This is a genomic window from Haloprofundus halobius (assembly GCF_020097835.1).
GTDB lineage: Archaea > Halobacteriota > Halobacteria > Halobacteriales > Haloferacaceae > Haloprofundus > Haloprofundus halobius.
In genome coordinates this window covers 1,861,862-1,875,260 of record NZ_CP083666.1, presented here as the reverse complement: position 1 = coordinate 1,875,260, position 13,399 = coordinate 1,861,862, and the positions used below count along the sequence as shown (strand labels likewise).

15 protein-coding genes are annotated in these 13,399 nt (G+C 64.9%); 7 read left to right on the top strand and 8 right to left on the bottom strand.

Translation table 11 applies throughout. From position 1 onward, the window contains the following. Positions 1–5: 5 nt before the first annotated feature. Entirely contained in the window at positions 6–203 is a 198-nt protein-coding gene (locus LAQ74_RS09835; RefSeq protein ID WP_224332377.1) for a hypothetical protein, read from the top strand. A 68-nt stretch (positions 204–271) separates the two neighbouring features. On the opposite strand, the gene proS is transcribed toward LAQ74_RS09835, so the two are convergent. Continuing rightward, positions 272–1,747, bottom strand: coding sequence for a proline--tRNA ligase (proS, locus tag LAQ74_RS09830; protein WP_224332376.1), 1,476 nt, complete (start codon positions 1,745–1,747; stop codon positions 272–274). 95 nt (positions 1,748–1,842) lie between these two features. Further along, positions 1,843–2,325: a DUF7984 family protein gene (locus tag LAQ74_RS09825; protein WP_224332375.1), complete on the bottom strand. Its 483-nt coding sequence runs from the start codon at positions 2,323–2,325 to the stop codon at positions 1,843–1,845. Positions 2,326–2,571: 246 nt separating this feature from the next. Here LAQ74_RS09825 and LAQ74_RS09820 point away from each other — a divergent pair, with 246 nt between their 5' ends. Continuing rightward, positions 2,572–4,503 (top strand): beta-CASP ribonuclease aCPSF1, encoded by a 1,932-nt coding sequence (locus tag LAQ74_RS09820; RefSeq protein ID WP_224332374.1) that lies wholly within the window; start codon positions 2,572–2,574, stop codon positions 4,501–4,503. Positions 4,504–4,545: 42 nt separating this feature from the next. Here LAQ74_RS09820 and LAQ74_RS09815 read toward each other — a convergent pair whose 3' ends face one another. Next, positions 4,546–4,860, bottom strand: coding sequence for a hypothetical protein (locus LAQ74_RS09815; RefSeq protein WP_224332373.1), 315 nt, complete (start codon positions 4,858–4,860; stop codon positions 4,546–4,548). Positions 4,861–4,977: 117 nt separating this feature from the next. Between LAQ74_RS09815 and LAQ74_RS09810 the strand changes: the two genes are divergently transcribed. Next, positions 4,978–5,364 (top strand): methylglyoxal synthase, encoded by a 387-nt coding sequence (locus tag LAQ74_RS09810; protein WP_224332372.1) that lies wholly within the window; start codon positions 4,978–4,980, stop codon positions 5,362–5,364. 8 nt (positions 5,365–5,372) lie between these two features. On the opposite strand, the gene LAQ74_RS09805 is transcribed toward LAQ74_RS09810, so the two are convergent. Together LAQ74_RS09805 and LAQ74_RS09800 are read right to left on the bottom strand one after the other, a co-directional pair. Next, positions 5,373–6,179 carry an endonuclease III domain-containing protein gene (locus tag LAQ74_RS09805; protein ID WP_224332371.1) on the bottom strand — a complete coding sequence of 269 codons (807 nt, stop codon included), beginning with the start codon at positions 6,177–6,179 and terminating at the stop codon, positions 5,373–5,375. A 52-nt stretch (positions 6,180–6,231) separates the two neighbouring features. Continuing rightward, complete coding sequence (locus LAQ74_RS09800; protein WP_224332370.1) at positions 6,232–6,660, bottom strand: DUF371 domain-containing protein; 429 nt, start codon at positions 6,658–6,660, stop codon at positions 6,232–6,234. A gap of 506 nt (positions 6,661–7,166) precedes the next feature. Between LAQ74_RS09800 and LAQ74_RS09795 the strand changes: the two genes are divergently transcribed. The 3 genes from LAQ74_RS09795 to LAQ74_RS09785 all read left to right on the top strand — a co-directional run bounded on the left by LAQ74_RS09795 (position 7,167) and on the right by LAQ74_RS09785 (position 10,312). After that, positions 7,167–8,075 carry a coiled-coil protein gene (locus tag LAQ74_RS09795; protein ID WP_224332369.1) on the top strand — a complete coding sequence of 303 codons (909 nt, stop codon included), beginning with the start codon at positions 7,167–7,169 and terminating at the stop codon, positions 8,073–8,075. A gap of 68 nt (positions 8,076–8,143) precedes the next feature. Then, positions 8,144–9,136, top strand: coding sequence for a signal peptide peptidase SppA (gene sppA / locus LAQ74_RS09790; protein WP_224332368.1), 993 nt, complete (start codon positions 8,144–8,146; stop codon positions 9,134–9,136). Between the two features lie 66 nt (positions 9,137–9,202). Further along, positions 9,203–10,312: a DUF373 family protein gene (locus tag LAQ74_RS09785; RefSeq protein WP_224332367.1), complete on the top strand. Its 1,110-nt coding sequence runs from the start codon at positions 9,203–9,205 to the stop codon at positions 10,310–10,312. Positions 10,313–10,387: 75 nt separating this feature from the next. On the opposite strand, the gene LAQ74_RS09780 is transcribed toward LAQ74_RS09785, so the two are convergent. From LAQ74_RS09780 to LAQ74_RS09770, 3 genes are all read right to left on the bottom strand, one after another. Further along, entirely contained in the window at positions 10,388–11,128 is a 741-nt protein-coding gene (locus tag LAQ74_RS09780) for a hypothetical protein (RefSeq protein ID WP_224332366.1), read from the bottom strand. A 195-nt stretch (positions 11,129–11,323) separates the two neighbouring features. Beyond that, complete coding sequence (locus tag LAQ74_RS09775; RefSeq protein WP_224337217.1) at positions 11,324–12,106, bottom strand: aldo/keto reductase; 783 nt, start codon at positions 12,104–12,106, stop codon at positions 11,324–11,326. Positions 12,107–12,229: 123 nt separating this feature from the next. Then, positions 12,230–12,586: a DUF7344 domain-containing protein gene (locus tag LAQ74_RS09770; RefSeq protein WP_224332365.1), complete on the bottom strand. Its 357-nt coding sequence runs from the start codon at positions 12,584–12,586 to the stop codon at positions 12,230–12,232. Between the two features lie 96 nt (positions 12,587–12,682). On the opposite strand from LAQ74_RS09770, the gene LAQ74_RS09765 reads away from it, so the two are divergent. Beyond that, positions 12,683–13,366 (top strand): helix-turn-helix domain-containing protein, encoded by a 684-nt coding sequence (locus LAQ74_RS09765; protein WP_224332364.1) that lies wholly within the window; start codon positions 12,683–12,685, stop codon positions 13,364–13,366. The last annotated feature ends 33 nt before the right edge of the window (positions 13,367–13,399 follow it).

Here is a 13,399-nt window from a genome sequence, read left to right as displayed (position 1 = left end):
CCGCGATGGCAACTCTCGTGTACGAATCGCCCGACGGGGTGACCGAAGAAGAGGTCGCAGCCGAGAACATCTCCGACTCCGGGAAGGTCGCGGGCGTCCGAGTCAAACTCCCGGACAGGGGCTACTTACACCTCCCCTACGGTCGTCTCTACTCGATACGGATGAGTGAGGAGGAGGGGAAGATGAGCTACTCCTCGCCGTAGGCGTCGACGAGCGCGAGGCGGTCGGTGCGGTCGACCGTGGGACTGCCGGAAAACGAGGTCGCCGGTGCTCAGTACGACTTCGCGAAGTACGCGGTCTCCTCGGACGACTCGCCGCAGACCGCGCACTCGCCGTGGTCGTCGAGATCCAACTGCTTCTCCTCGTCGTCGGGGAACGGGACCATCACGATTTCGGCCGAAATCTGGTCTTTGATCTCGGTCTCACAGCTCTCCTCGCCGCACCAGGGCGCGCGGACGTAGCCGCCGTGCTGGCCGATGGTGCCGAGAATCTCGTTGCGGGCGAACGCGTCGCGGACGTTCTCCTCGACGTTCTCCTCGGCGGCGGCGTACAGTTTCGCGTACACCTCGTCGAAGTGGTCCTCGACCGTCTCGGCGATGTTCTCGCGGGTCTCGACCGTCGACCCGCCGTCGGGGCGGTGGACGACCGTGATCTCCTCGTCTTCGACCTCGTTGGGGCCGATTTCGAGGCGGACGGGGACGCCGTTGAGTTCGTGTTCGTTGAACTTGAAGCCGGGATTGCGCTCGTCGCGGTCGTCGAGTTCGACGCGGATTCCAGCCGCTTCGAGGTCGTCTGCGACGCTCCCGGCGTAGTCGAGCACTTCTTCCTGGTTCTCCTCCTGCCAGATGGGGACGACGACGACCTGCGTGGGCGCGACGGTGGGGGGTAGCACGAGCCCTTGGTCGTCGGAGTGAGTCATGATGAGCGCGCCGATGGAGCGCCACGAGAAGCCCCACGAGGTGGTGTGAGCCGTTCGGTCCTCCTCGCCCTCGTCGGAGTAGGTGATATCGAACGCCTCGGCGAAGCTGGTGCCGAGGTAGTGGCTCGTCGCGCCCTGCACCGACTTGCCGTCGGGCATCAGCGCCTCGACGGTCGTGGTCGTGTCCGCGCCGGGGAACTTGTCGTGGTCGGGTTTCCGCCCGCGGAGCACGGGGATGGCGAAGAGTTCCTCGTAGGCCGACTCGTACTGGTCGAGTCGGAGCATCGTCTCCTCCCACGCGTCCGCTTCGGTGGCGTGGGCGGTGTGGCCCTCCTGCCAGAGGAACTCCTTCGTGCGGAAGAACGGTTTGGTGTCCGTGGCTTCCCAGCGGACGACGGAGCACCACTGGTTGACGCGTAGCGGGAGGTCACGGTGGCTGCGTACCCACTGACTCATGTAGGGAGTGATGATGCTCTCGCTCGTGGGGCGGACGGCGAGGCGTTCCTCCAGTTCCTCGTGGCCGCCGTGGGTGACCCACGCGACTTCGGGGTCGAATCCCTCGACGATGTCTTTCTCGCGTTCGAGGTAGCTCTCGGGGATGAAAAGCGGGAAGTAGGCGTTCTGCACTCCGGTCGCTTTGAACTTCTCGTCCAGATAGCCCTGAACGGCCTCCCAGAGGGCGTATCCACGAGGTCGGGTGACGATGAAGCCGCTCATCCCCTCGGGACCGTAGTTGGCCAGTCCGGCCTTCTGGACGACTTCGGCGTACCAGTCGCCGGTGTTGTACTCCTTGGACTCGGTGATACCGAGGTCCTGGTTGTCGGTCATTGTCGAAACGGTCGCAGTACGGTGGGATATGACTTCTGGAAGTGTGCGACGCCCTCTCGGTACGGCGTTCGGGGACTGACGCGTGCGGTTCCGCGCTACGGTTCGCCGACCCCGAACGGACTCTCCGCCTCTGTCCACTCCCATCCGGGTAACCGGGTCTGAAACCCCGCCGCCAGCGCCGCATCCAGGTCGTCAGCGCCGGCGACGCCCTCGCTGTGGGTCATCGTATCCGCGAAGTGGAACGTCGCCTGCGCGAGCAACGCGTGCGGTTGGCCGCCCGCGATGGTCGACGCTAGCTCTCGACCCAGTATCTCGTCGACGACGAAGCCGGGATAGTCGCCCTCGACGTCCAGTTCTCGGAGCAGGCCGACGTAGCCGGCGACGTTGACCGCCACGTCGCCGTCGGCGAAGACGGCGTCGACCTCGGCGCGGTACTGGGCCTCGGTCACGGAAGCGACGTCGGTGTCGAACAGTTCGCCGAGTGCGTCGCGAACGTCGTTGATGAGCGCGACGATGGTCGAGTCACGGGATTTCAGCGTCTCTCGTTCGGCGGCGACGGACTCGGCTGTGAGTTCCATAGCGTCTCCGAGAACCGCCGCCGGCTTTCCTTTTGCGAAGGCTTTTATAATCCGAAGGTAATACTGCCGGACAAGCGGGTTTTCACTGCCTCTTCCCGCACATAGCATACAGAGTTACTCCGTTGAGTATGTCTCTCGGGACCACCGGTCACGACGAGCGTTCGATTACCTGCGTTCGCGGCGACCCGGCGGCACCGAGGCGGCAGTACGAGGCCCGACCGGAGTGGACCGACGGGCAGCACACATATGAGCTCAGTAGATAAGCAACTTGAGGAACTGAAAGCAGAGATCGACAGCGAACTTCCGAGCGACATCGTGGTCTCGGACGTGAAGTACGAGGGACCGGAACTCGTCGTCTACACGCGAAACCCCAAGGAGTTCGCGCAGAACGGCGACCTCATCCGGAAACTCGCCAGCAAACTCCGAAAACGAATCACGGTTCGGCCGGACCCCGACGTCCTCACCGACCCGGAGAAGGCACGCGAGCAGGTGCTCGACGTGATTCCCGACGAGGCGAACGTGACCGATCTCGACTTCCACGCCGACACCGGCGAAGTCGTCATCGAGGCGGCCAAACCCGGCATGGTCATCGGTCGTCACGGCTCGACGCTGCGCGAGATAACCCAACAGGTCGGGTGGACGCCCGAAGTCGTCCGAACGCCCCCCATCGAATCTTCTACCGTCTCCAACGTCCGAAACTTCCTGAAGCAGGAGCGCGAGGAGCGCCGCGACATCTTAGAGCGGGTCGGCCGCCAGATACACCGCGAGCAGCTCAGCCGCGAACAGTGGGTGCGCATCTCGACGCTCGGCTGTTGCCGCGAGGTCGGCCGCGCGTCGTTCATCCTCTCGACGGCCGACACGCGCATCCTCATCGACTGCGGCGACAAACCCGGTGCCGAGGGCGAGGTCCCGTACCTCCAGGTCCCCGAGGCGCTGGGGTCGGGCGCGAACTCCATCGACGCGGTCGTGCTCACGCACGCCCACCTCGACCACTCGGCGCTGCTTCCCCTCCTGTTCAAATACGGCTACGACGGCCCGATTTACTGCACCGAACCGACGCGCGACCTGATGGGACTGCTGACGCTCGACTACCTCGACGTGGCGGTCAAGGAGGGCCGGACGCCGCCGTACGAGTCCGAGATGGTTCGCGAAGCCATCAAGCACTGCATCCCGCTCGAATACGGCGACGTCACCGACATCGCCCCCGACGTGAAGCTCACCTTCCACAACGCGGGCCACATCCTCGGCTCGGCGGTGACGCACTTCCACATCGGCGACGGCCTCTACAACGTCGCGTTCTCCGGCGACATCCACTACAAGGACACCCGCCTGTTCAACGGCGCGGTCAACGACTTCCCGCGCGTGGAGACGCTGGTAATGGAGTCGACCTACGGCGGACGAAACGACTACCAGACCGACCAGGAGGACTCCGAGCAGAAACTCGTCGACGTCATCAACGAGACGGCCGACGAAGGCGGTAAGGTGCTCATCCCGGCGTTCGCCGTCGGTCGGTCCCAAGAGATCATGCTCGTCCTCGAACAGGCGATGCGCTCGGGGAAGATTCCGGAGATGCCCGTCCACCTCGACGGGATGATCTGGGAGGCGACGGCCATCCACACGACCTACCCCGAGTATCTCCGCGACGAACTCCGCGACCGCATCTTCCACGAGGACGAGAACCCGTTCCTCGCGCCGCAGTTCAACCATATCGACGGCGGCGAGGAGGAACGTCAGGAGGTCGCCGACGACGGCCCCTGTATCATCCTCTCGACCTCCGGCATGGTTACTGGCGGCCCCATCATGTCGTGGCTCCGCCACCTCGGCCCGGACCCGGACTCGAACCTCGTCTTCGTCGGCTACCAGGCGCAGGGAACGCTCGGCCGCCGCATCCAGAACGGCTGGGACGAGATACCCGTCAACGACCGCGACAACCGCAACTCCGGGCGGTCGGGCACGCTCACGCTGAAGATGGGCGTCGAGACGGTCGACGGCTTCTCCGGCCACGCCGACCGCAACGGCCTGATGAACTTCGTCCGCACGATGAACCCCCGACCCGAGAAGGTGCTCTGCGTCCACGGCGACGAGCGCTCGGTGCAGGACCTCTCGTCGGCGCTGTACCACGAGTTCAACATGCGGACGTTCGCGCCGAAAAACCTCGAAACGTTCCGGTTCAAGTAAGCAGAAACCGGGTCTCTTCGCCGACTGTTCTCGCGCCCGCTCCTACTCCTCGCGTTCGAGTTCCCACTCCTCGTCGGTCACCGACTCGCGCGCCAGTTCCTCGCCGTCGCCGAGCAGTCGGAACTCGAATCGGCCGTCGATTCGTTCGATCTGGACGTCGAGCGAGAGTGCGTCGGCGGTCACCGTCTCCGTCGCCGCCTCCGGACTCCTGTCGTCCCCGGTCGCCGCGAGGCCGTAGTCGTCGTAGGCGACGCGCGTCGACGCCGCGATGACTTCGTCGCCGTCGTACACGTCGGCGGAGATGCCGTCGTGCGTTTCGGTCTCCTCGACTCGCAGCGTGTAGGTCTCCATCGACATACACGGAACGTGCCACCTCGACGGTATTCAGTTTCGGGGACTCTGTCATCGAGATCACATGTCATCGAACGGACCGACGCAGGTGGATTCAACTGGATACGGCACGCCACGGAGAGTATGCGTCTCGCGCTCATCGCCCACGACGAGAAGAAACCGGCGCTCATCGAGTTCGCGAAGGATCGACACGACGACTTAGCGGCGTTCGACCTGATAGCGACGGGAACGACCGGCCAGCGACTCATCGACGAGACAAACCTCGATATCGAACGGATGCAGTCGGGACCGCTCGGCGGCGACATGCAGATCGGCGCGCGAATCGCCGAGGAGAGCTGCGACGGCGTCATCTTCCTGCGCGACCCGCTGACCGCTCAACCGCACGAACCCGACATCTCGGCGCTGCTGCGCATCTGCGACGTGCACGAGACGCCGCTGGCGACGAACCTCGCCAGCGCCGACGCCGTGCTGGACGAACTCGTCCGGGAGCGGGAGGATATGGAACTGTAGGCGGGGAGTCAGTCGTCGGCGACAGCCTCCGCCGGGTCGACTACCGACTCCTCGATTTCGTCGATGCCGACTCTCTCGCAGTAGTCGTACAGCGGACACGCCTCAGGACCGTCCAGGCACGCCGGTTTCTGCGCTTTGCAGTACTCGCGGCCGAACTGAATCATCGCCGTGTGACCGAACCCGCATTTTTCGGCGGGAACGTCGCGTTCGAGATACTCGCGGACTTCCTCGTGGTCGGCGTCCGGCGGCGCGAGTCCCATTCGCCGACTGATTCGGTGGACGTGCGTGTCGACGGGGAAGACGCCGCCGCGCCCGCCCGAGAAGAGGAGCACGCAGTCGGCGGTCTTCGGGCCGACGCCGCGAATCTCAAGCAGTCGGTCTCGCACGGTCTGGGGGTCCTCCTCGCGGACGTACGCGTCGAACGCGGCCTCGCCCCCGAACTCGTCGACGATTTCGGCGGCGGCGTCTATCATCATCTCCGACTTCTGGTTGTACAACCCCGCCGACTGGATGGTCTCGACGAGTTCCGACTGTTCGGCGTCGGCGAGCGTCTTCGCGAGATCACCACCCGAATATCGGTTCATCAGGCTATCGTGCGCCGGTTGACTCGCCACGTCGCTGGTGTTCTGGCTCAGGATGGTCCGGACGAGACACTCGAAGGCGTCCTGACCGCCGTACGCTTTCCGCCAGTACAGTTCGCCGAGTTCGTCGACGACGGCCTCGGCGCGGGTGTCGGCCTCGCTGGGGTCGAACTCGGCCTCGACGCCGCCGCCGTCGGGGCCGCCGCTGATGTTCTCCGCAGGTTCGTCTTTCATACCGGACGGTGGGAGCGATTCGGCAAAAGGGATATGGCGTCCGCGTCGGCCCTCAGGCGTCGGCGGCGTCGACGCGAAGCGTCAGCGTCAGTTCCGCGCCGTCGGCGAGCGCCGAGACGAGGTCACGGTCGAACCCCTCGGCGGCGAACTCGGCCCCGAGCATGATCGTTCGGTCGTCGGTGTGGTCGCTGGTCCGGCCGACCATGCTCCGGTCGCCCTCGAACGTGAGTTTCGGGTGGCCGTGGCCCTCGACGCGCTCGGTGACGCCGTCGACCTCGAATGTCGCGATAATGCGCGCGTCCTCGCTCTGACACGCTTCGACGAACGTCGGGTCGAACTCGGCGGGCGTCCGGTCGGCCTCGACGGCGAGGATACAATCTCCGGCCGGGGTGAGCCAGTCGTCTGTCGTCACCTCGAACGTGCTCGCGTGGCGGGCGGAGACGTGCTCGTGCCCGCGTGCGTGAACGACCTCTTCTCTCATAGCGGAGAAGTGACGCGCCGACGGAAATCTGTGGTGTTTCCGTCGAACGAAGCGAGCGGAAGCACGGAAACGTGATACGTTCCCCAGCCGTTTCGCTCGACCGTAGTGAGAGCAACGCACGGAAGCGTGGAGCTCTTTCACCGTCTCTACTGGGCGAAGCGTAGTGAGAACAGGAGAGAACTCTTTCGGGACGCTCGTCTACATTTATTCGCGGTGTGATCAATCCGAATGATTCTCGGTCGTTTAAGTGCGTCAACCGTTACCAATGAGGGACCAGTTTGGTGCGGAATCGTGCCACAGTACCACGTATGGTAGCTGTTTTCACTCACTCGATCACCGAAGTATTTATATGTACAACGCCAGTACGTAAGGGTACCAGAACGCCTCCGGCATCTGGCGGAATCGCACGGGGAATGATCAGGAATTTCTTATCCACGGTCGAACGCACATCGTCAGAGCGACCGCCACGCGCCCGGAGCGGTGATGGTATCGAGGATTGATCAAGTATGGCAGCGGAACAATTCGGAATCAAAGCATTGGACGAATCGAACAACGTAGAACTGACCGACGAGAAACTGGAGAGTGGCTCGAAAGGCCAACTCATCAAACTCGCAGGTCAGCTTCGCGACCGACGAAACGAACTCAACCAGATGGCCTCCGAGCGCGCCTCCAAGCGCGACGACCTCAACGCGAAGACGCGTGAGAAGGTCGACGAGGCCCAGGAACACCGCGAGCAGCGCGACTCGCTCAACGAGCAGGTGCAGGAGCACAAGAAGTCGCGCAACGAGCTGAACGCGGAGGCCAACGAGCTCTTCGACAAGGTCGAGGAGATGAAGAGCGACCTCGAACTCGACGACGGCAAGGACCTCGAGGAGCTCGAAGACGAGATCAAACAGCTCGAGTTCCGTCAGCAGACCGAGGTACTCTCCACCGAGGACGAGCGCGAACTCATCGAGAAAATCGAAAACAAGCGCGAGGAGTACCAGAACCGAAAGGAGAAGGTCGAGGACAGCGGCGAACTCGAGGAACTCATCGAGGAGGCCGAGGAGGTTCGCTCCGAGGCGTCGAAGCACCACCAGAAGGTGACCGAGCTCGCCGACGAGGCCCAGGAACACCACAACCAGATGATCGAGGCCTACCGCGAGGCCGACGACATCCGCGACCGCGCCGACGAGATGCACGAGCTGTTCGTCGAGGCGCAGGAAGCCGCCGACCGCCACCACGAGGACTTCGTCCGCGTCCAGAAGCGCCTGCGCGAACTCGACAAGAAGGAAGAGCGCGAGCGCAAGGACTCCCGCGCCGAGGAACGCGAGGCCGCCAAGCAGGAAGCCGAGGAGATCTACCAGGCGTTCCAAGACGGCGAGACCCTCGACACCGAGGACCTGATGAAGCTCCAGCGCGCCGGTCTTCTCTAAGCGCGTCACTCTCTTTGCAGTTTTAAGCCGTCACGCCCCTCAGCTACGGGTATGGCTGGTGTCCTGCCGTGAACACTCGGAAAGCAACGGTCGAACGACTGCTCATCGTCGCCCTCGGTGCTGTCGCCGCGGCGGCCGTCGGCTGGTGGCTGTTCTACGACGTTCCCGACTCGCTCGGAGAGCTCCTCGGCGTCGTCCTCGTGGTCGTCACCGTCGCCGTCGGCGTGCGGGTTGCGTCGAGAGTCGCCGCCTCCCGAGTCTCGGCGCACAACGTCGCCGAAGTCGCCGTCGAAGGACCGATTTCGCGAGGCGGCGGCCGCGGCCCGCTCCCGACCGGAAACGTCGGAACCCCCGCCGACGACATCGTCGACCAGATAGAGCGCGCCGACGACGGAGACGCGGAGGCGCTTCTGCTCAAGTTGAACACGCCGGGCGGCGAAGTCGTCCCGAGCGACGACATCCGAAACGCCGCCATCGACTTCGACGGGCCGACCGTCGCCTACGCCACCGACACCTGCGCCAGCGGCGGGTACTGGATTGCCAGCGGCTGCGACGAACTGTGGGCGCGCGAGGCGAGCATCGTCGGCAGCATCGGGGTCATCGGCTCGTCGGTGAACGTCCACGAACTCGCCGAGCAGTTGGGCGTCTCCTACGAGCGTTTCGCGGCGGGGAAGTACAAGGACGCGGGCGTGGCGTTGAAGGAACTCTCCGAGGACGACAGAGCGTACCTGCAGGGCATCGTCGACCGCCTCTACGACCATTTCGTCGAGCGCGTCGCCGAGGGTCGCGGGATGGACGTCGAGACGATTCGGGAGACGGAGGCGCGGGTGTACGTCGGTACCGACGCCCACGGACTCGGGCTCGTCGACGAACTCGGCACTCGCGACGACGTGGAGGACCGACTCTCGGAACTGCTCGACACCGACGCGGTAGTCCAGGAGTTCGAGCCGCCGCGGGGACTCGCCGTCCGACTCCGTCGGGGAGCCGAACGGGTCGCGTACGCGCTCGGAGCGGGGCTATCGAGTCACTTAGACGCCGACGGCGTCGAGTTCCGGTTCTGACGCGGCGGGGACGACGGAACTCGGGCGACAGGGAGGTTTTTACCCTACCGGGTGTTTCGCTGACGTGTGACTACGCTGGTCCTCTGTGTCGACCGGGCGAACGACATCGGACGCAAGACCGGCTTGCGGACGCCCGTCTCCGGGTGGGAGGCGGTGCAGTCGCTCGTCGTCGACGTCGGTCTCGCCGATCCCGAGGACACGAGCGTGAACTGTCTCCTCGAAGCGCTCCGCGTCGCCCGCGACCTCCGCGACGACCGCGAGGAGGCGGTCGTCGCCGTCGTCTCCGGCGAGAGCGACTCGCTCGTCGGGGCCGACCGGTCGGTCGCCGCCCAACTCGACGAACTCGTCGAGACGTACGACCCCGAAAGCGTCGTCGTCGTCGTCGACAGCGCCGAGGACGAGCGGTTGGTCCCCGTCGTCGAGAGCCGTCTCCGCGTCGACGCCGTCGACCGCATCGTCGTTCGGCAGGCGCGCGACATCGAGTCGACGTACTACCTCCTCAAGCAGTTTCTCGCCGACGAGGAACTCCGACAGACCGTGCTCGTTCCGATGGGTATCGGCCTGCTGCTCCTGCCGCTTCTGCTGCTGCGGTTCGAGTCCCCGGCGCTGGCGGGGGCGTTTCTCGCGTCGCTGCTCGGTGCGGTGCTGCTGTACAAGGGTCTCGCCATCGACGAACGTCTCGCGAGCGTCCCCGAACGGACGCGCGACGCGCTCTACTCCGGACAGGTGTCGGTCGTCACCTACGTCGTCGCCGCGGGCCTCACGCTCGTCGGCGTCTTCCTCGGCGGGCTGGAGGCCTCGGAGCTGGCGACGGGCGACGCCGTCGTCGTCCCGGCGATTCAGTTCCTCTACAGCAGCGTCCCGTGGCTGGCGCTGGCGGCGCTCACGGCGAGCACCGGCCGTCTCGTCGACGAACTCATCCAGACCGACGAGGTGCGCTCGCCGTACTGGAATCTGCCCTTCGGCGTCGTTGCACTCGGCCTCGTGGTTCGGGGGTTCACCGGTTGGTACCTCGAACGCGAGGGTATCCTCCCGCACGCGATCGTTCCGGGGCTGACGGGCGAACTCCCACCGACGTACCGACTCGCGGCGTTCATCGTCGCGGGACTCGTCGTCAGCATCGTCGGCGTCGCCGTGGCGTCGAACGTGACCGACGAGACACTCGACGTGCGGTGAAGCGAGACTACGAGAGGTTCAGCGAATCGCGCGGTACTCGCCGTGTTTGATGCCGACGACGAGTGCGAGCCTCCGTCAGTTTCGTCGCGGCCGGACGATGTCTGCGAGGACGACGACGGTACCGAGGAGCCATCCGAGCGGAACCGCGACGCCGAACCACATCAACACGTACGCGAACCCTTCGAGAGTGAACTGATCGCGGAGCACCTGGTTGAGGCCGCCGACGGTGAGTACGTTGTCGAGAATCCAGACGGCGACCGACTGACTGCCGGGGAAGATGACCGCCGAGAGCGTCGGCGAGTAGAGTGCGGCGACGACCGGCGGGAGAAACAGCGCGGTCATCGCCGACGGGTAGGCGAACAGCACGCTCGTCCCGCGTCCGCCGACGCGCGAGAAGACGACGGCGAGCGCCGCCGACAGCGTCGCGACGAGGCTGGCGGCGGCGACGGCGAGAAAGCCGGTCGTCGAGAACTGATACCGGGCGAACGCCGACAGCGCCCCCCAGACGACGAGCGAGAGGAGAATCACGCCGACGAGACCCAGACGCGCCCCGGCGCTGTCGAGTCGCTTCGCGTGAAAGCGCGTCGCAAAGCCGAGCAACAACAGCGGATACACCACCGCGACGAGCGGGACACCGAGCGCGCTCCAAGCCGAGTACGTCGCCCGCTGCGGACCCGTCTGCGGTTTCCACTTGCCGATGACCGAGTTCCCGACGTTCAACTGGCGCGGGAAGACTAGTTCCATCCACGTTTCGTGTAACCGGACGAGGTCGATGCGTATCGCGCCGACCAACCCCGGCGACGAGGTTGTCTCCATCGCAAGAGAGTGTCGTACCAGTTGATGTGAATTTTGTGGGTCGGCGTCCGTGCCGACTCGACCGTCTCGCTGAGGGTGACGCGCCGGAGACGTTACTGGCGAGGCGGAGAGAGCGAAAAGAAAAATCGCGCCGTCGGATGCCGTTTTCGCCGACGTTCGCGGGTGTACACGAGTGTTCTCGAACGTTTGCGGACGTCACCAGGGTGCGAAACTCGGGTCGACGCGGCGGTCGGTTCGGTCGATGGCGTCGATTTCGGCGATATCCTCGTCGTCGAGGTCGACGGCCAGCGACTCCCAGTTGTCGCGGATGTGGTCTTCGCTCGTCGCCTTCGGGATGGCGGTGACGCCCTTCTCGCGAATCCAGGCGAGACTCACCTGGAACGGACTCGCGTCGTGTTTGTCGGCGATGGACGCGATGGTATCGTCGTTCGCGATTTCGCCGCGGGCCAACGGCGAGTACGCGACGAGTTCGACGTCGCGCTCGGCGCAGTGTTCGTGGAGCTCCTCCTGCGGGAGCAGCGGGTGGAGTTCGACCTGATTCGCGAAGATGGGGGCGTCGGCGTGTTCGATGGCCTCGTCGACGTGTTCCGGTTGGAAGTTGCTCACGCCGACGCGTTCGACGAGGCCCTCGTCGCAGAGGTCGTCGAACGCGGCGAACGTCTCCTCGGGGTCGTACTCGCGGGCGGGCCAGTGGACGTAGAGGAGGTCGACGTAGTCGACGCCGAGATCGTCGAGACTCTCCTTCGCCGTCTCGATGACGTCGTCGTACGCGAGGTTGTCGATCCACACCTTCGTCGCGAGGAAGATATCCTCTCGCGGAACGTCGGCGGCGGCGAGACCCTCGCCGACTTCGGACTCGTTGCCGTACGCTTGTGCGGTGTCGATGTGGCGGTAACCCATCTCCAGCGCCGTCTGCACGGCGTTTCGGCACTCGTCGGCGTCGGTATTCTCCCACGTGCCGAGGCCGAGCATCGGCATCCCGTTCGCGCGCGGAACGTCGTCGCTGCCGAGTTCCTGTCCTTGGGACATGTATCGAAAGGAGGTCCCTCACGCCAAAAGCGGTTGCGGCCGTCGTAGGTTCTGCCGACAGTCCCGCGGCCGTCAGGGCCACACGCCAGGCAACTTCACGGCGTGGTCGTCGAGCAGTCGAAGCAGCGGCGCGAGGTCGTCGAACGTCGGACCGCGGGCGATCTCGCCGGTCACCTCGTTCCACTCGATATGCCCCGAAACGGCGAGTTTCGGCAGGTGAACGTGCCGCAGTTGCGTTCTGACGTGAGCGCGTTCGACGCCCCACGCGACGGCGAGTTCCTCGCTCACCGCTCGTTCCTCCCGCGGACTGCGCTCGAGAAGTCCGAGGAGTACGTGCCGGCGCGTAGCGCTGGCCAGCGTGGCGAACACCCCGTCTAGCTCGATTGCCGGGCGAATCGGGTCGGTCGTCCGCGAGTTGTCGTACGTCACGTGAGCGTCCTCGATTGGAATTCTCACCAAGTTATGATTGGAGATATGCTTGTTCAGTACGGACTCTTAAGAGGGGTCGACTCCTTTAAAAGAAGTGTGGTCGTCATCGCCGAACTCGAGATACCCGCGGACGCGTTCGACCTCGGTCGCCTCTCGCAGGCGACCGAGGGGATTCACATCGAACTGGAGCGCGTCGTCCCCACCGGGAGCGACGGCGTGATGCCGTTTTTCTGGGCGGGCGCGCCGGCGTCCGAGGGAGTCGAGACGTTCGACGCGTTCGAGCGAGCGGTCCGCGACGACGACGTGGTCGAGGAACTGACCGCCATCGCCCGGGTCGACGACCGGGTGCTCTACCACGTCGTCTGGGACGACGCTGCGGCGAACCTCACGACGGTCCTCGTCGGGAGCGAGGCGACGATTCTCGAAGCGTACGGCGACGACCCCTGGCGATTCCGACTCCGGTTCGCCGACCACCGCGGCCTCAGGGAGTTTCACAACTACTGTCTCGACCACGACATCGCCTTTCGGGTCGAACGTATCTACACGCTCGACGAAGAACAGGACGCGAAGTACAACTTCGGCCTCACGCCCGAACAGCGGAATGCGCTGACGCTCGCGGTCGAACACGGCTACTTCGGCGTCCCGCGGGGGATTTTGCTGCAGGAGATAGCCGACGAACTCGGAATCAGCCAACAGGCCGCCTCCGAGCGGGTTCGACGTGCTGCCGAGACGGTTTTGCAGAGCGTGTTGCTCTCGAAGTCGGCCGATGACTTCGAGTGAGTCGCGGACGCGACAGTATTTGGTGACGGCGAC

Coding starts and splice junctions, on each gene's coding strand:
- LAQ74_RS09835 (WP_224332377.1), top strand. CDS start 6: ATGGCAACTCTCGTGTACGAATCGCCCGACGGGGTGACCGAAGAAGAG.
- proS (WP_224332376.1), bottom strand. CDS start 1,747: ATGACCGACAACCAGGACCTCGGTATCACCGAGTCCAAGGAGTACAAC.
- LAQ74_RS09825 (WP_224332375.1), bottom strand. CDS start 2,325: ATGGAACTCACAGCCGAGTCCGTCGCCGCCGAACGAGAGACGCTGAAA.
- LAQ74_RS09820 (WP_224332374.1), top strand. CDS start 2,572: ATGAGCTCAGTAGATAAGCAACTTGAGGAACTGAAAGCAGAGATCGAC.
- LAQ74_RS09815 (WP_224332373.1), bottom strand. CDS start 4,860: ATGTCGATGGAGACCTACACGCTGCGAGTCGAGGAGACCGAAACGCAC.
- LAQ74_RS09810 (WP_224332372.1), top strand. CDS start 4,978: ATGCGTCTCGCGCTCATCGCCCACGACGAGAAGAAACCGGCGCTCATC.
- LAQ74_RS09805 (WP_224332371.1), bottom strand. CDS start 6,179: ATGAAAGACGAACCTGCGGAGAACATCAGCGGCGGCCCCGACGGCGGC.
- LAQ74_RS09800 (WP_224332370.1), bottom strand. CDS start 6,660: ATGAGAGAAGAGGTCGTTCACGCACGCGGGCACGAGCACGTCTCCGCC.
- LAQ74_RS09795 (WP_224332369.1), top strand. CDS start 7,167: ATGGCAGCGGAACAATTCGGAATCAAAGCATTGGACGAATCGAACAAC.
- LAQ74_RS09780 (WP_224332366.1), bottom strand. CDS start 11,128: ATGGAGACAACCTCGTCGCCGGGGTTGGTCGGCGCGATACGCATCGAC.
- LAQ74_RS09775 (WP_224337217.1), bottom strand. CDS start 12,106: ATGCCGATGCTCGGCCTCGGCACGTGGGAGAATACCGACGCCGACGAG.